This window comes from Duganella phyllosphaerae, assembly GCF_001758785.1.
Taxonomy (GTDB): domain Bacteria; phylum Pseudomonadota; class Gammaproteobacteria; order Burkholderiales; family Burkholderiaceae_D; genus Rugamonas; species Rugamonas phyllosphaerae.
In genome coordinates, this window is record NZ_LROM01000093.1 from 145,288 (window position 1) to 163,038 (window position 17,751).

A 17,751-nucleotide genomic window follows, 5' to 3' on the forward strand; every position below is an offset into this window, starting at 1 on the left:
GTTTTCCTTATAGTTACGTGGTGACGGTCGGACGCGCGCGTCCGGTCCAGCCCTCGATGCCGGCAACCTGTTCGGCGATCAGGATCAGGGCCGAGAGGGCCTGCTGGGTTGGTAAATGGTGCAGCTCGGGATCGGCCTCGTAGCGCTCCAGGTACACGCGCAGGGTGGCGCCTTCGGTGCCGGTGCCCGACAGGCGGAACACGATGCGCGAGCCATTGGTCATCACAATGCGAATGCCCTGCTTTTTCGAGACCGAGCCGTCGATCGGATCGGTGTATTCGAAGTCGTCGGCGAAATCGACCACGTACGCGCCCAGGTCGGCGCCCTGCAGGGTGGCCAGCTTGATGCGCAGAGAGTCCATCAATTCGTTGGCGCCCTTGGTTTCCACTGCCTCGTAGTCGTGGCGCGAGTAGTAGTTGCGGCCGAAGCGCGCCCAGTGCTCGCCCACCAGTTCCTGCACCGACTTGCCGGTGGCGGCCAGCAGGTTGAGCCAGAACAGCACGGCCCACAGGCCGTCCTTTTCGCGGATATGGTCGGAGCCGGTGCCGTAGCTCTCTTCGCCGCACAGGGTGGCCTGGCCGGCGTCAAGCAGGTTGCCGAAGAATTTCCAGCCGGTTGGCGTCTCGAAGCTCGGGATGCCCAGCGCTGCTGCCACGCGGTCCGACGCCTGCGAGGTGGGCATGGAACGGGCGATGCCTTTCAGGCCGGCGCGGTAGCCTGGCGCCACGGTGGCGTTGGCGGCCAGCACGGCCAGGCTGTCCGATGGGGTGACGTCGAACTTGCGGCCGACGATCATGTTGCGGTCGCCGTCACCGTCGGAGGCGGCGCCAAAATCGGGCGCGTCGTCGGCCGCCATGATCTCGATCAGTTGCGCGGCGTTGACCGGGTTAGGGTCCGGGTGCAGGCCGCCGAAGTCTTCCAGTGGTTCGCCGTTGATGACGGTGCCGCTTGGTGCGCCCAGCATGCCTTCGATGATGGCCTTGGCGTACGGGCCGGAGACGGCGGACATGCCGTCAAAGCACATGCGGAAGCCACCGCCGAACAGCTTGCGGATGGCGTCGAAATCGAACAGTTCCTGCATCAGCTCCGCGTAGTCGGCCACCGAGTCGATGACGACGATTTCGGTCTGCTCGATGGTCGACGTGCCGAGCAGGTTCAGGTCCACGGCTGCGGCATCGCTGATGCGGTACTCGGTAAGCGCTTCGGTGCGGGCGTAGATCGCCTCGGTGATCGACTCCGGGGCCGGGCCGCCGTTGGCGATGTTGTACTTGATGCCGAAGTCGCCGTCCGGGCCGCCCGGATTGTGGCTGGCCGAAAGCACGATGCCGCCGGCCGCGCCATGCTTGCGGATCACGCAGCTCACCGCCGGCGTGGACAGCACGCCGCCCTGGCCGACCAGCACTTTGGCATAACCGTGGGCCGCTGCCATGCGCAGGATGACCTGGATCGCTTCGCGGTTGTGGTAGCGGCCATCGCCGCCGACCACCAGGGTTTTGCCGGCGACGTCGCCGAGCGTGTCGAACACGCTTTGCACGAAATTTTCCAGGTAGTGCGCCTGCTGGAAGACGGTGACCTTCTTGCGCAAGCCGGACGTGCCGGGACGCTGGCCGGAAATCGGTTGGGTGGTGATGGTTTGAATGCTCATAGTCGCTCCGCGTGAATGAAAGGCAGCGCGTTGATGCGCCGCCGTAATTGCCATTATCTCACGGGCAATATTACATTATTAACGTTCGGGGGCTGCGTTATCTTGAACGGCCAGCGTCAGGATGGCCGCCACCAGCATGCACACGCCGCCGAGCATCAAGGTCTTGACCGCCTCGCCCATGAACAGGTACTTGGTCACAAAGCCCAGCAGCAGGCTGCTCATAATTTGCGGAATCACGATGAAGAAGTTGAACACGCCCATGTAGTAGCCCATGCGCTTGGGCGGCAAGGCGCCGGCCAGGATCGCGTACGGCATGGTCAGAATGCTGGCCCAGGCAATGCCCACGCCCACCATTGGCAGGTACGACATGCGCACATCGTGCACGGCGAACAGGCTGATCAGGCTGACGCCGCCGATGGCCAGGCACAGCGTGTGGGCGAACTTGCGGCTCGTATGGCGCGCCAGCACCGGCAGCACGAACGCCGCCAGCGCGGCCACGCCGCTATACACCGCAAACATCACGCCCACGTGGCTGCCGGCGGCCTGGAACGCGGCCGACTGCGCGTCGGTGGTGCCGAACACGTTTTTGCCGATGGCGACGTTGGTGTAGATCCACATCGCAAAAAGGCCGATCCAGGTGAAGAACTGCACCGCTGCCAGTTGCACCATGGTCTTGGGCATGCCGGCAAAACCGGCCAGGATTTCCTTGATTGCGTGCAGCAGGCCCTGGTTGCGGCGCTGCTCGGCACGAAACGCTTCCATGTCCTCGGGCGGCAGTTCCTGGGCGGTCAGCACGGTCCACAATACGGCGCTCATGTAGATGGCGCCGCCGGCGTAGAACGAGTAGCGCACGGTGTCGGGAATGGCGCCGGCCACCGATTCGTTGGAGACGCCCATGTAGTCGGCAAAGATGGTGGGCAGCAGCGAAGCGATCACCGCGCCCCAGCCGATAAAGAAGGTCTGCATGGCAAAGCCGGCGGTCTGCTGCGATGGTCCCAGCTTGTCGCCGACGAAGGCGCGGAACGGTTCCATCGAGACGTTGATGGCGCCATCGAGCATCCACAGCACCGCCACGGCCATCCACAGCGCCGACGAGTGCGGCATCAGGAACAGCGCGATCGAGGCGAACAGCGCGCCCAGGAAGAAGAACGGCCGACGGCGGCCCCAGGTCGGGTGCCAGGTGTTGTCGCTCAGGTAGCCGATGATGGGCTGCACCAGCAGGCCCGTGACCGGGGCGGCGAGCCAGTACAGCGACAGGTTGTCGGGATCGGCGCCCAGGGTGGAGAAAATCCGGCTGGTGTTGGCGTTTTGCAGCGCGAAGCCGAATTGAATGCCGAAAAAGCCGAAGCTCATATTCCACAGCTGCCAGAACGACAGTATGGGCTTCCTGAGGTGTGAGTGCATGCTGCGCGTCCCGAGTATTTTGAATTTGTAGCAAAATAACATGCAGACACGGGTGTGTCAAATGAACTTTTCCCTAGTAAAATAACGAGAAACAGCGGGTTGACCACCTATTTTTGACGCCAAATGTAGCCAAACAACACAACGACGAGACTCCACACTGACATGATACGCAATTCCTTCGTTCAACTCTCCGCCGGCCTGCCCCTGATGGTGCTGGCGCTGGCGCTGGCCCCGGCAGCGGCTGCTGCTACTGCCGAGCGCACCTTCGAGTCGATGGTCGCCGCCAGCGGCCAGCTCGACATCCGCACCAGCGACGGCCGCTACGTGATCAAGCCCTACTCCGCCGCCATCCTGGAAACCACCTTCATTCCTGCCGGCGAAGGCTACGATCCTGCCTCGCACGCGGTGGTGCTCGCCCCCGCAGCAGTCAAGGCCACCGCACAGGACAAGGGGGATCGCATCGAATACGCCACGTCCGGCATTGCCGCCACCATCACCAAGTCGCCGTTCCGCATCAGCTACACCTACAAGGGCAAGCCGCTGGTGGCGGAAAAGCGCGGATTTCTGAAGGTGCGCGACGACGTCGCCACCGGCAGCAAGGATATCAACAAGGGCGAAGCGCGCGAGCTCGACGCCATCGAATTCGCACTCGACGCCGACGAGGCGTTATATGGCGCCGGTGCGCGCGCCGTGGGCATGAACCGGCGCGGCAACCGCTTTACCCTGTACAACAAGGCCGATTACGGCTACGGCGCCACGTCGAAGCAGCTCAACTACGGCATGCCGATCGCCATGTCGTCGAAACTGTACGCGCTCCACTTCGACAACGCCCAAACCGGCTACCTCGATTTCGACAGCAAGAAGGACAACACCCTGACCTGGGAAACCATCGGCGGGCGCAAGACCTACCAGGTGGTGGCCGGCGACACTTGGCAGGACGTGGTGGGCAACTACACCAGCCTGACCGGCAAGCAGCCGTTGCCGCCGCGCTGGGCCTTCGGCAACTTCGCCATGCGCTTCGGTTATCACACCGAGGCGGAGGCGCGTAAAACAGTGCACCAGTTTGCGCTCGACGACATCCCGCTCGACGCCATCGTGATGGACCTGTACTGGTTCGGCAAGGACGTCAAAGGCACCATGGGCAACCTGGCCTGGGACAAGGACAACTTCCCCAACCCTACCGGCATGATTGCCGATTTTCAAAAACAAGGCGTGCAGACGGTGGTGATCTCGGAACCGTTCATCGTCAATACGTCGAGCCGCTGGCAGGAGGCCGTCGATAAAAAAATCCTCGGTACCGGGCCGGACGGCAAGCCGCTGTCGTACGATTTCTTCTTCGGCCACACCGGCCTGATCGACATCTTCGGCGCCCCGGGCCGCGACTGGCTATGGGACATCTACAAGGGCCTGCGCCAGCAAGGCGTCAAGGGCGTATGGGGCGATCTGGGCGAGCCCGAACTGCACCCCACCGCCATGCGCCACGCCACCGGCAGCGCCGACGAAGTCCACAACATCTACGGCCACCAATGGGCGCGCCTGGTGGCCGAGGGCTATCAGAAGGACTTCCCGACCGAGCGGCCGTTCATCCTGATGCGCGCCGGCTACTCGGGCACGCAGCGCTACGGCATCATCCCGTGGTCGGGCGATGTCGATCGCAGCTGGGGCGGTTTGCAGTCGCAGCCCGAGATCGCGCTGCAGATGGGCATGCAGGGCGCCGGCTATATGCACTCGGACCTGGGCGGCTTTGCCAACCCGGTCGAGGACGACGAACTGTATGCGCGCTGGCTGCAGTACGGCGTATTCCAGCCGGTGTTCCGCCCGCACGCGCAGGAGGAAGTGCCATCGGAACCGGTGTACCGCAATGCGGCGACGAAAGCGCTGGCGCGCCAGGCGATCCGCCTGCGCTACGCGCTGCTGCCGTATAACTACACGCTCGGCTTCGAGAACAACCAGCGCGGCCTGCCGCTGATGCGGCCGATGGTGTACGAAGAACCGGGCAATCCGAAAGCGCAGTCGATGTCATCGACTTACCTGTGGGGCAAGGACTTCCTGGTCACGCCGGTGATGACCAAGGGGGCGCAGACGGCCGACGTGTACTTCCCGGCCACCAGCGCCTGGTTCGATTTTTATACCGGCGAACGCCATGCCGGCGGCACCACTAAAACCGTGGCTTTGAAGGCCGACCACATTCCGGTGTACGTGCGCGCCGGCGCCTTCATCCCGATGACGGCCGTGGTGCAAACCACGCGCGACTACAGCACCCGTCGTATCGCCCTTCACTACTACCACGATGCGGCGGCAACCGCCGGCAGCGGCCAGCTGTACGACGACGACGGCGCCACCGCGCAGGCCTACGAGCATGGCAAGTACGAGCTGCTGCGTTTCGCCAGCGTGTTCAAAGGCCGCACCTTGAGCTTGAGCGTGGCGTCGGAACTGGGCAAGCAGCAGGCCCGCCAGCCGCGCGCCTTCGACGTCAGCGTGCATAACGTGGCAAACAGGCCTGCCGCCGTCAAGGTCGATGGCAAGGCCGCCGCCTTTGGCTGGGATGCCCAGGCCAGGCTGCTGACGGTGACCTTGCCCGCCAATGCGGCAGCGGCACGCAGCGTGGTGGTGACCTTGTGACGTTGTAAACGCATCGAGCGCTTCACACCCAAAGAAGTGTGAAGCGCTCGATGCTGCCGAACTACAGCTCTACAACTGTCAGCAATCAGCGATCAGGCGCGCTGGTAGACGTCCTCGAAACGCACGATGTCGTCTTCACCGAGGTAGCTACCGGACTGCACTTCGATCAGGTGCAGCGGCAATTTGCCCGGATTTTCCAGGCGGTGATTCATGCCGATAGGAATATACGTCGACTGGTTTTCCGACAACAGCGTGACATTTTCGCCGCACGTCACGCGCGCGGTGCCGCTGACCACGATCCAGTGCTCGGCGCGGTGATGGTGCATTTGCAGCGACAGCTTGCCCCCCGGATTGACCGTGATGCGCTTGACCTGGAAACGTTCACCAATGTCGATGCCTTCGTACGAGCCCCATGGACGATACACCTTGGTGTGGTGCAGGTGCTCGGTGCGGTCGTCGGCGTTGAGGTGTTCGACCACTTTCTTGACGCGCTGTACGTGATCGCGATGCGTGACCAGTACCGCGTCGGCGGTTTCCACCACCACCAGGTCCTGCACGCCGATGACGGCCACTATGCGGCTTTCCGCACGCACCAGGCTGTTTGTCACGCCGTCCAGGTACACGTCGCCACGGCTGGCGTTACCGTCGGCGTCGTGTTTTTCCACGTCCCACAGCGCCGACCAGGAACCGACGTCATTCCAGCCGATGTCGGCAGCCACCACCACCGCGCGGCGGGTGTGCTCCATCACAGCGTAGTCGATCGATTCGGACGGCGACGCGGCAAACGACGCTTCGTCCAGGCGGCAGAAGTCGAGGTCGCGGTAGGCCAGGCGCACGGCGTCTGCGGCAGACGCTTCCATGGCCGGCTGCAAGGCACGCAGTTCGTTCAGATACGTCTGTGCCTGGAACAGGAACATGCCGCTGTTCCAGTAATACGCGCCGTCGGCCAGGAAGCCCTGCGCCGTGGCGAGGTCCGGCTTTTCGACGAAGCGGTCGACCTTGTAGCTGCCGGAATCGGCTACCACAGCGTCTCCGCGACGGATATAGCCATAACCGGTCTCGGGGCCGGTCGGCACGATGCCGAAGGTGGCCAGCGCGCCATCGTTGACCAACTCGGCCGCGTGGGCGATGGCGGCATGGAAACCGGCGCGGTCATTGATGACGTGGTCGGCCGGCAGGACCAACATGACTGCATCGGGATCCTGGGTCAGCAGGAAATGGGCTGCGGCGGCCACCGCCGGCGCGGTGTTGCGGCCGACGCACTCGAGCATGATGCCCAGCGGCGTAACACCGATCTCGCGCATTTGCTCGGCGACCATGAAGCGGTGTTCGTTGCCGCAAACGATCAGCGGCGCGGCCATCGTGGCGCCCTCGGGCAAGCGCAATACCGTCTCCTGCAGCATGGAACGATCCGATACCAGCGGCAACAGCTGCTTGGGCATCATCGCGCGCGACAGCGGCCATAGACGGGTACCGGCGCCGCCGGACAAAATGACTGGATAAATTTTCAAGTGATAATCTCTTTCTGAGCTACGAACACCGCGTCGACACCCTGCTTGCTGCGGCCCGTACCATGGTTAATTCAATAATCTTGCAATGTTGCTTTCGAGTCTTACTCAATGCCGCACTATTATATAGCCTGCAACCGCCAGCATTGACCCAGTGCCATCCCGCAAGCGCGAAGAACGGAAAAAACCTCCGCCGGTTTCCCGGCGGAGGCCCACATACTGCGGAGACAGCAGTGTAAAACTTAGAACTTGTAATTCATACCCGCGATGACGGTACGGCCGTATTTCGCATATTCCAGCTGCTGGGCGCGGTCGCCGTTGTAGGTTTCGTACGCGGCGTTGCGCAGGTTGTTCACTTGCAGCACCAGCCCCACGCCCTTCATCGCACCGCTATTGAAGGTGTAGCCGATCTGGAAGTCGACAATGTTTTCACCGACGACATAACGCAGCGCGCGGTCGTTGGAGAAGTTGCCGATCTCGCCGACGAAGTCGGAACGGCGACGCTGGCTGACGCGAGTTTCGAAACCATCCTTCTCGTAGTAAGCGGTCAGGTTGGTCGTGCGCTTGGACAGACCCGGCAGCGGGATGTTGTTGCCGATGCTGCCGCTCGGATCTTCGATCGTGATCTTGCTGTCCGTGTAGGTGGCGCTAGCCGAAACACCGAAGCCGTCCAGGGTCTTGGTCAGCATGTTCAGCGGCATCGAGCCCGACAGTTCCACGCCTTTCAGGATACCGCCGTTGCCGTTGTAGGCAGCGCTGTAGTCACCGATGCGCGAACGCAGGGGCAGGCCATTGGTCATCACGAAATCTGCGGGGAAGTAGTTCGAGAAATCGGTACGACGGGTCTGGGTAAAAATGTACGTGTCGAGTTTTTTGAAGAACGCCGCTGCAGCAAAATAGGCCTTCTTGTCGAAGTACTTCTCGTACGAAATGTCGAACGCCTTGGCGCGCCATGGATCGAGCTGAGCATTGCCGCCGCTGGCGTTCGGTTCGCCCTTGGTGGTGTCGACGTTGATTTCCAGCGCCGAGCGCAACTGGTCCACGCGCGGACGCGCCAGTTGCTTGGCCAGGGCCACGCGCACGGTTTGCTGACCCTCGAAGCCGAACGCCAGATTCATGCTCGGCAGGATGTCGGTGTAGCTCTTGCCATCGTGGATAGGCTGGATCTGGTTGGCGCCGGTCTTGGTGTTGTCCAGGTAGCGCGAGTCCGACGACTGCTTGGTGTTTTGCATCTGCACGCCGATGTTACCGCGCAGGCTGACCGCTGGCGACAGTTCCGCCTCGATATTGGCCTTGGCGAAGGTCGTGATGACCTTTTCGTTGACGGTCCACGCTTTCGGGATCAGGTAGGTCAGGTCTTCGCTCGGCAGGAACGACATGTACTGGCTGACGAAGCCCGGCACGTTCCAGGTCGGGATCGAACCGGCGCCGGCAAAGCCCAGGTCGACCGAACCATATTGCAGGTTGCCCGGCACGACCACCGGACCGCCGACCAGGTTGATGGCGCCTTCGGCCTGGCGCTTGCTCTTGCTGCGGTCGGCGTAGTTGACGCCGAAATCAAAGCTCGAGAATGCTTTTTCCAGGTCGCCCGAGGCACGCACATTGGCGGTCAGCTTGGCGCCTTTCAGTTCGTCTTCCACGCTCGGCACCTTGCCGTAACCGGAGCCGTAGATGGTGTTACCCACGTACAGGTTGTTCGAGTTGCTGTAGTCGAGGCCAGGCGTCAGCTGCGAGTAGCCACCGTTACCGTATCCAAGGTTGACCTTGTCCAGGATGGCCGATGCGCCGCCATTGCTGTACTGCAGATTGTTTTCCAGGCCGGTCTCGTTGCGCTTGGCCTTGGAGTAGTTGACGTCGCCGAAGATGGTCCAGTCACTCGACTTGTACTCGTTGCTCCAGCCGAAGGCGCGGATATCGTCCTTGCGCTTGTTGTACATGCCGCGCACCAGCGGACGCACGTTGTTGAGCGTGCCGCCAGCGATGGTGCCGTTGTTGACAGTGACCGGGTTGTAGTTGGACTCGGACTGCTCGAGCGAGATTTCCAGCTGGTTGGCGGTCTCTTCAGCCTTGAAGCGCGACGCGTACACGTCGACGATGCTGGTCCATTGCTTGTTCGGACGGTACTGCAACACGCCCATCAGGCCGTCGCGTTCGTTACGGCCGCTGCGGGCCACCGCCTTGATGCCGTTCGAGGCAAACGTGCCCGCTGGCAGGCCATTGCGCGCATCGCGCTTCCATGGCTCGTACAGGCCGGTCTCGTTGGACAGGATCGGGGTTTCCAGGCGAGCGTAGCCCAGTGCCACGCCGATGGTGCGGCCGGCAAACTGGTCAATATAGCTGGCCGAAAAGCGGGTGCCGGTGTCCTTGGCGTTACCGATCTTGCCCAGCGAATTTTTTTCGCCACGTGCATTGAGCGCCACGGTGCGACCGGAGAACGCCAGCGGACGCACGGTCTGCATGTCGATGGTGCCCGACAGACCCTGACCGACCAGGCCGGCGTCCGGAGTTTTGTACACGGTCACGCCCGACATCAGCTCCGACGGATACTGGTCGAACTCGACGCTGCGGTTGTCGCCGGTGGAGACTTGCTCGCGGCCGTTCAACAAGGTGGTTGAAAAGTCCGGCGACAGGCCGCGCACACTGATCACCTGGGCACGACCGGCCACGCGCTGGGCCGACAGGCCCGGCAAGCGCGAGATCGACTCGGCGATACTGACGTCGGGCAGCTTGCCGATGTCTTCGGCGGAGATCGCCTCGACGATGGAATTCGAATCTTTTTTGACCGAGATGGCGTCCTCGATACCGCGACGGATACCGGACACGACCACGGAGGCGATCGGCGCCTGGGCTGCGGCCGGAGCTTCCTCGGCAGGCGCGTTCTGGGCGAAAGCCGGCATGGCGAAGGCGGCGACAAACAACGCGCACCCCGCTGCGACCGGATTGAGTTGGAAGGCAGCTGCGCTGCGCTGGTTGGCGAAGATACTCATTGATGTCCCCTCTACACGACACTGATAATTTCCCTGTAGTCAGCGACTACATGAGAACCAAGAAAAATAACGTTCTAAAGACGTTCCGGAGCGAATTTTGTACTAAAACTAGATTCAATGTCAATTGAACTTCCTGCCAGCTACAGTTTAAGAGCGGCGCTACGTAAGGCCTCACTGTGCACGCAACGATTCTCGTTGTATTTCAGCTACAATGATTCGTACAGACATCTGTAGCAGAACTACATTTTTCTATAAAAAATCACATATTTCTGAAAGCAAATGTCAGAAAGCCGTGTTTCATAAAATCGCCGTGGAGCAAGACCATGAGCGGCAACGGAGAACATTGATGAACGCCAAACAATTGCAATGGGGAGCGCTTGGCGCCGCCCTGTCCCTGGCCCTGCCCGCCTTGGCGCAGACCCCCGCCAGCGGCGCCGCCACCTACCCCGCCTGGGACGGCCACCACAACACCGTGCGCTACGCGACGCCCGACGCCGACGCCGCGCTGCGCAGTTACACGCAAACCACCACCCAGCGGGTGCGCCAGGGCGAGACTCTCGACGGCAAGCAGAAGACCACTTATGCTGAAACAGCGCAGATGCCTACCGTACGCAGCGGCAATCTGGCCTTCGACGCGCTGTTCGCGCTGGCGGGCACGGAAATGCAGCGTAACGCGGTGAGCCAGATCCAGGATGGCAGCTACAACGGCGGCCAGCCGATCGCTTGCAACTGCTTCAAGACCGGCGAGCTGTGGCACTACGTGTGGACCCGCGATCTGTCGTACGCGGCCGCGCTGTCGCTCGCCATGCTCGACCCGCAACGCGTGCGCAATTCGCTGGAATTCAAACTGGCCGGCTACCGCGAAGGGGTGACGCCCGGCCCCGACGTGGCCGGCACGGCCGACGGCCTGCAAATCGTCCAGGATACGGGCAGCGGCGGCAGCTGGCCGGTCAGCACCGACCGCATGAGCTGGGCATTCGGCGCCGACGAGGCCCTGAAGGCGCTGGCACCGGCCGAGCGCCAGGACTTCGCCGTCACGGCCCTGAAAGCCTTGCGTAACACGCTCGAGAACGACCGCTTGGCCGCTTTCGACCAGGCCGACGGGCTGTACACCGGCGAACAATCGTTCCTCGACTGGCGCGAGCAGAGCTATGCCGCCTGGATTCCCACAGACCTCGCCAGCATGGCTACGTCCAAAGCACTGTCCACCAACGTTGCCCATTACCAGGCGCTCACCCTGGCTGCCAAACTCGCGCGCGAACAAGGCGTGCCGGCAGTGGCCACGCGCTACCAGGGGTGGTCTGCCGACCTCAAGGCTGCCATCAACCGCCGCTTCTGGCAGGCCGACGCCGGCATGTACAGCAGCCTGACCGCCGGCCATTTCGACGGCGCGGCGCTCTACAAGTACGACTGGCTGGGACAGTCGCTGGCCATCATCCACGGCATCGCCGACACCGCACAGGCGCAAAGCATCCTGGCCCACTACCCGCACGGGCCGATGGGGGCGCCGGTGATTTTCCCGCAACAGCAGGGCGTGTCGATATACCACAACCGCGCCATGTGGCCTTTCGTCACCGCGCACGGCCTGCGCGCGGCCGCCATGACCGGCAACGTGGCCGTGGCCGACGCCGCCTACGACACGCTGCTGCGCGGCGCCGCGCTCAACCTGTCTAACATGGAAAACTTCGAATGGCTGTCCGGCGAGCCGCTGCTGGCCGACAAGCAGGCGCAAGCGGACCTGAGCGGGCCGGTCGTCAATTCACGCCAGATGCTGTGGTCGATCGGGGGCTACCTCGGCATGGTGGTCGGTGAGATCTTCGGCGTGCGCACCACCGATACCGGCATCGTCCTGCATCCGTTCGTGACCGCCAAGCTGCGCCGCGTAGCATTGGGCGCCACCGACACGGCTACCCTGAACAACCTGCAACTGCGCGGCAAGCGCCTGCAGGTTCGGCTGCTGCTGCCACCTGTCGCCACCGCCCCGGCCGGCCGCCAGGGTTATTACGCCATTGACGGCGTCACGGTGAACGGCCAGCCTGCCGGCACTGCGCTGGACTGGTCGGCGCTGGCGGATGACAACCTGATCGAGATCCGCCTGGGCCAGCTGTTGCCGGGCCAGCAAGTCATCCGCCGCGTGGACGGCAAGCCGAACCAGGCCGATCCCGCGCTGTACGCGCCGTTCGAGCCGGCCGCCACCATGAGCACCAGCCATGCCAACGGAACCCCGACAGTACGCATTACCTACCCCGGTGACAGCACAGGCGTGGTGTACAACATTTACCGCGACGGCCAACCGGTGGCGCAGGGCCTGACCGCCAGCACCTGGACCGACCGCGTACCGGTCAAAGGCGGCAACGCGTGCTACGCGGTGGAAGCCGTGTACACCAGCTCAGGCAACCGCAGTCACCACAGCGCGCCGATGTGTGCTCAAGCCGGCCAGACCATCGGCGCCGCCGTGCACAACATTCGCATCACCCGCGGCGGTGCATATGTACTGCAACTGCTATATCGCAATACCGCGCACCAGATCAACCTTGGCATCACCGGCAGCGTCAAATGGCTGGCACTCAAGGATCGCACCGGGCGGGAGGTGACTGGAGGTGTAGTACAAATGCCACACTCACCGGAACGCGCCGGATCGTCGTATTCGACACCATTGCGCGTCAGCCTGAAGGCCGGAAACTATCAATTCGAACTGCGTGACTTCTATAACATGAGCTATTTGCAGAGCAATGCCACATATGGAGACGCTGGCGGCATCAGAGGACCGTTGAACCGCGCCGATCTCCAGGGGGTGCACATCATGCCAGCGCCGTCGCTGCCTGGCGCACGCACCGCGGTGCAATCTCACGGCAAAACCGCCAATGTGTTGCAAAAAAATAAGTAATAGCGTAAAAACCACATCGAGTTATCAATAATCACTTGCAATTTGGAAATTATTCTTCAGTTCCAATTGATTGATGAATAAAAGCCGGTACAATGTTTATCGTAGTCGAGATGTCTCTTTACTCACCTTCAAGGACCAACATGAAAAAAATCGCTATCACCGCCGCAGTTCTGGCATTCGCCGCTGGCCAAGCTTTCGCTCAAACCGCACCTGCGACCACCCCAACCCCAGCACCAGCTCCAGCAGCAGCTGGCGTTGGCGCTGCCGGCACCGCTGGCCTGAGCACCGGCGCTCTGGTTGCTATCGGCGCAGCCGTAGCAGCTGTTGGCGCTGCTGCTTCGGATTCGAACTCCGGCACCACCCACCACGCTACCAGCCACCACGCTCGTTAATTACTGCGGTTGTTACCGTGCCACGTTGTACGGTAATAATCCGTTTCTGCGGCCGGCCCTTTGGGCCGGCCGCTGTTTTCTTGTTTTCCCCATGAAAAACCAGCCCTTCTACAGGCGCCTCGGGTTTGCGTGGCATGGCATCATAAGTGCATGGCGCACCGAAATGAGTATGCGCCAGCAGTCTGTCGCCGCCGTGGGTGTCGTCATCACCCTGCTATGGCTGCGCCCCGCCCCCATTTGGTGGGCCCTGCTGTTGCTCAATTGCGGCCTGGTACTCGCCGCCGAGTTGTTCAATAGCGCGCTCGAACATGCGCTCGACCATTTGCATCCCGGCCCCCACCCCGCCATCGGTTTGGCGAAAGACTGTGCAGCAGGCGCTGTACTGCTACTAAGCATCACCGGCGTTATTTTATTCACATGCTTTTTGTGCGAAATATTTGCTATTTGACACAGACGTGTTGCGCCGCAACATCGCTCGCTTAACAAATAAAGAATGTTACATGAGCGAAATTGCGGACGCTGCCCACGACAAGTACAATGCCTTAACGTTTAAATTTCTTTTTTCAACAACAAACTGAAGCGGTCACATGATCGTATTTGATACCGTGATTCCACACACCAGCGGCGTAGGCCGTCGTAGCCAGCAACATGCAACGCGCGCACAAGCCGCCAATTCCGGCGTAAATTTCTTTTTTGCCGGGGGTAGCAACGCATGAAGCCCATAGACGCATTCCTTTTGCCGAGCAAGGCATGGCATGCCAGTAAGGTTGCCGAGCGAAATTTGCTTCTTGGCAGCGACCTGCTGGCGATGGCGCTGACCACCGCGCTTACCCATGCCTTGATGCTGCTTATGGACATCTCGGCCGCTGCCAGCATCAATGGCGCATTGGCATCGTTATACCTCTCGCCGCTGGCACTGGTGATTTTCTGGACCCAGGGTCATTACAGCAAACGCAAGCCTTATGCCCGCGAAGTGCGCGAATTGCTGCACGCGTGTGCCGGCTTGCTGCTGGCCCAAGTGGCGCTGGCATTTTTCAGCGGATTGGAAACGCCCCGCCTGTTGCCATTGTTGCAGTGGACCTTGGCACCTATTATTCTGCTGAGCCTGCGCGCAATCCTGAAATTCACCTTGTTGCGGAACGGTAGCTGGAGCCGTCCGATGGTTATCGTCGGCACCGGCGCCAACGCACGCGAAACCGCGCGCGTGTTCGAAGCCGAACGCCTGATGGGCTACCACCTGATCGCGTTCCTGGACCTGCCAGGCAGCGCTCCTACAGCGGCCCAATATCACGATCGCCGCGGTCGCTCGGTGCCATGCCTGCACCTTGGTTCACAAACCGGCATCACCCTTAAACAGCTCGGCTCTCCGCACGTGGTGCTGGCGCTCGATCAGGGCGGGATGGAATCTTCGCAAACATTGATCCAGCAATTGAATCGCGACTGTCCAAACCTGCAAATCGTGCCGTCGTTGCGCGGCTTGCCGCTACACGGCATGTCGATCAACCATTTTTTTGCGCACGACATTATGGTGCTGGGCATGCGCAATAACTTGGCTCAGCGCGGTCCGCAAATGCTCAAGCGCGCATTTGATGTGTTCTGCTCCGCCATTCTGTTGGCCATGACGTCACCGTTGTTCCTGTGGGTGGCGATCCAGGTCAAGCTGGGTGGCGGGGGCGGCGTGTTCTTCGGCCACATGCGCGTCGGCCAGAACGGCGTGCCTTTCCCTTGCTATAAGTTCCGCACCATGGCAGTGAACGCCGATGTGCTGCTGAAGGAATTGCTGGCAAACGACCCTGCGGCCCGCGAAGAATGGGAGCGTGATTTCAAGCTTAAAAACGATCCGCGCGTGACGAAGATCGGCCGCTTCCTGCGCAAGACCAGTCTCGATGAACTGCCACAGCTGTGGAATGTGCTCAAAGGTCAGATGAGCCTGGTAGGCCCACGCCCGGTGATCCAGGCCGAGCTTGAACGCTACGGCGATCAGGTCGAGTATTATCTGGAAGCACGCCCAGGCATTACGGGCCTGTGGCAAACCAGCGGTCGCAACGACGTCAGCTATGAAACCCGCGTCAATCTTGATGTCTGGTACGTGAAGAACTGGTCGATATTCACAGATCTGGTGATCCTGATCAGGACCTTCAAAGTACTGGTGGTTAAGGAAGGCGCTTACTAGCCAGCCAATCTAGCCAGGAATGGCCCACTTTGCGCCTGTAGTCGGGCGCTTTGTCATTATTAATCGTATGGAATACTATGAACAGAACAGAAATTGCGGACATCATTGTTCAAAAGCTTGAGGCTAATTTGACATCGATGAAGAAAATGTACGATCAGTCCGAGCCTGCGATTGGCTACTTCTATATCGACGACTTGCTGCCCGAAGAGGTAGCACGCACTATCTACGAATGCTTCCCGGATGGCAGCAATATGCGCCTGAAGAAGAGCCTCAAAGAGTACAAGTATATTGCCGCCCAGATGAACAACTACAACCCGATTCTGGAGGAAACGATTTATGCGTTCCAGGATCCGCGGGTGGTAGAACTGGTATCGAAGATTACGAGCATCAAGAGCCTGAACCCGGACGAACACCTGTATGCGGGCGGTATCTCCCTGATGGGCAATAAGCACTACTTGAACCCGCATCTGGATAATTCGCACGACAAGGACCGCGATCAATGGCGCGTTCTGAATCTGTTGTACTACGTTACACCGCAATGGGAAGAGAACTTCGGTGGCAACCTCGAGCTGTGGCCGAACGGACTTGACTCCGCCCAAACCACCATCCACAGCAAATTCAACCGCTTGGCGGTGATGGCGACCCATGACGGCTCATGGCATTCGGTAAGCCCGATCGATGCTGAAGGAAAGGCGCGTTGCTGCGTGTCGAACTACTATTTCTCAAAAACCGCACTGAAGTCCACCGACCGCTTCCACATCACGTCGTTCCGCGGTCGCCCGGAACAGAAAGTACGCGACGCTGTGCTCAAGGTAGATATCAAGCTGCGAATGGCAGTGCGTAAAGTGTTCAAAAAAGGCATCGTCGAAAACAAACACGTGTACAAGAAGTGAGGTGGATACTCACCGCATCAGGCCACCCCAGGATGGCCTGATGGGATCTGCAGCTGCAATCGGTTAGAACCAGCCGAGCAACGCAAACAGGCTGAGCACACAACGATCACTCAAACGTCGGCGGCCATGGCAAACGACCAGCCATGCCAATCGCACCCGGCGCGAACGCGACGGCGCTGCCTGCAGCGTGGCTTCCAGCACTTGGGCGTGAAGATTCTTGCCGCCTGCCATTTGAAACACTTTCAATGCCAGCGTTAGTTGCTGGGTATACCATCCTTGCTTGATCAGCGCAACCCGCCGATGCAACCCGCTGAGGCCACCGCGTGCCCCCATATCGTTATTCTCGTGCTGACGGTAACGCATCGCCGGCACCGGATCGAAATACCAGCGACCACCAGCTGTGCGGACCAGGATATAGATCAGCCAATCATGGAAATGGAAGCCTGTCAGCTGCGCGCCATATTGCTGGCAGAACTGCTGGGCCTGGCGGAATGTCGCCACTGGCAAGACAAACGTGCACCCCTGCCCCGCTCCCTCAAAGATGAAATCGAGTGTGCGCGTATGGGGCGATTGCGGCAAGATGCTCTCCCGGCCATCGGGCCAGAATGCCTGCACTGCAGCAGAATAACCGTGGCTACCGGACTGTTCGAGGGCGGCAATCGCACGCGCCATCTTGTCCAGGTTCCAGATATCGTCCTGGTCGGCCAGCGCGACATAATCACAGTCCGCCACCCCGGCCCTGGCAATGAGCTTCCTGAAATTGGCGCCGGCGGAACCGGTGCCCACTTCGTTCAAGAACACCTGGATCCTGCGCGGATGTGCGTCGGCATATTCCGCAATAATTTTTTTGGTATCATCGGACGAATTATCGTCCTGGATCAGCAACGACAGGTTGACTTCCCGCTGCGCGAGTATGGAGTCGAGCTGCTCCCTGATCCAGCTTTGGCCGTTGCGGCATGCCAATAGAACAACTACTTTTTTTTGATTCAACATAGCAACTGATATTATTAAAATATTAAAATACAATAACGCACATTGCCCCGCGCATGTCAGCATCGTCATCTGTCCGCACAATTAGGCGATGCAAGGGCGACCTACGCTACTACCAGGGTGACGCAATTCACTATGATGGCACACTCCCACCATCCTGCGGCAAAATTCGCTGCACCCTGCAGAAGCGGCACACGCCTGTCGCTTTTACTACGACGGTTGAGGGCTGCAGCGGACCTCACCGCACGAT

The 17,751-nt window shown here is 60.8% G+C and carries 11 protein-coding genes; 6 read left to right on the forward strand and 5 right to left on the reverse strand.

Annotated elements, in window-relative coordinates; translation table 11 throughout:
- Positions 1-13 precede the first annotated feature (13 nt).
- Complete coding sequence (locus tag DUPY_RS16855) at positions 14-1,645, reverse strand: alpha-D-glucose phosphate-specific phosphoglucomutase (RefSeq protein WP_070249545.1); 1,632 nt, start codon at positions 1,643-1,645, stop codon at positions 14-16.
- A 78-nt stretch (positions 1,646-1,723) separates the two neighbouring features.
- A complete protein-coding gene (locus DUPY_RS16860; protein WP_070249546.1) occupies positions 1,724-3,049 on the reverse strand; it encodes an MFS transporter in 1,326 nt (441 codons plus the stop codon).
- Between the two features lie 162 nt (positions 3,050-3,211).
- Here DUPY_RS16860 and DUPY_RS16865 point away from each other — a divergent pair, with 162 nt between their 5' ends.
- On the forward strand, positions 3,212-5,671 hold the full coding sequence (locus DUPY_RS16865; RefSeq protein ID WP_070249547.1) for a TIM-barrel domain-containing protein: 2,460 nt from the start codon (positions 3,212-3,214) through the stop codon (positions 5,669-5,671).
- A 92-nt stretch (positions 5,672-5,763) separates the two neighbouring features.
- Here DUPY_RS16865 and DUPY_RS16870 read toward each other — a convergent pair whose 3' ends face one another.
- Positions 5,764-7,182 (reverse strand): mannose-1-phosphate guanylyltransferase/mannose-6-phosphate isomerase, encoded by a 1,419-nt coding sequence (locus DUPY_RS16870; protein WP_070249548.1) that lies wholly within the window; start codon positions 7,180-7,182, stop codon positions 5,764-5,766.
- A 239-nt stretch (positions 7,183-7,421) separates the two neighbouring features.
- Positions 7,422-10,166: a TonB-dependent receptor gene (locus tag DUPY_RS16875; protein ID WP_070249549.1), complete on the reverse strand. Its 2,745-nt coding sequence runs from the start codon at positions 10,164-10,166 to the stop codon at positions 7,422-7,424.
- Between the two features lie 346 nt (positions 10,167-10,512).
- Here DUPY_RS16875 and DUPY_RS16880 point away from each other — a divergent pair, with 346 nt between their 5' ends.
- The 5 genes from DUPY_RS16880 to DUPY_RS16895 all read left to right on the forward strand — a co-directional run bounded on the left by DUPY_RS16880 (position 10,513) and on the right by DUPY_RS16895 (position 16,511).
- Positions 10,513-13,053, forward strand: a complete 2,541-nt coding sequence (locus tag DUPY_RS16880) for an alpha-L-rhamnosidase-related protein (protein WP_229255402.1) — start codon at positions 10,513-10,515, stop codon at positions 13,051-13,053.
- A gap of 140 nt (positions 13,054-13,193) precedes the next feature.
- The gene (locus tag DUPY_RS27285; protein ID WP_071651659.1) at positions 13,194-13,445 is read left to right on the forward strand and encodes a hypothetical protein; all 252 of its coding nucleotides are present in this window, start codon (positions 13,194-13,196) and stop codon (positions 13,443-13,445) included.
- Between the two features lie 91 nt (positions 13,446-13,536).
- Positions 13,537-13,893 (forward strand): diacylglycerol kinase, encoded by a 357-nt coding sequence (locus DUPY_RS16885; RefSeq protein ID WP_070249550.1) that lies wholly within the window; start codon positions 13,537-13,539, stop codon positions 13,891-13,893.
- 264 nt (positions 13,894-14,157) lie between these two features.
- On the forward strand, positions 14,158-15,618 hold the full coding sequence (gene wbaP, locus DUPY_RS16890; RefSeq protein WP_084640752.1) for an undecaprenyl-phosphate galactose phosphotransferase WbaP: 1,461 nt from the start codon (positions 14,158-14,160) through the stop codon (positions 15,616-15,618).
- A 77-nt stretch (positions 15,619-15,695) separates the two neighbouring features.
- Positions 15,696-16,511, forward strand: a complete 816-nt coding sequence (locus tag DUPY_RS16895) for a 2OG-Fe(II) oxygenase (protein WP_070249552.1) — start codon at positions 15,696-15,698, stop codon at positions 16,509-16,511.
- A gap of 63 nt (positions 16,512-16,574) precedes the next feature.
- On the opposite strand, the gene DUPY_RS16900 is transcribed toward DUPY_RS16895, so the two are convergent.
- Entirely contained in the window at positions 16,575-17,504 is a 930-nt protein-coding gene (locus tag DUPY_RS16900) for a glycosyltransferase (RefSeq protein ID WP_167359076.1), read from the reverse strand.
- Positions 17,505-17,751 lie beyond the last annotated feature (247 nt).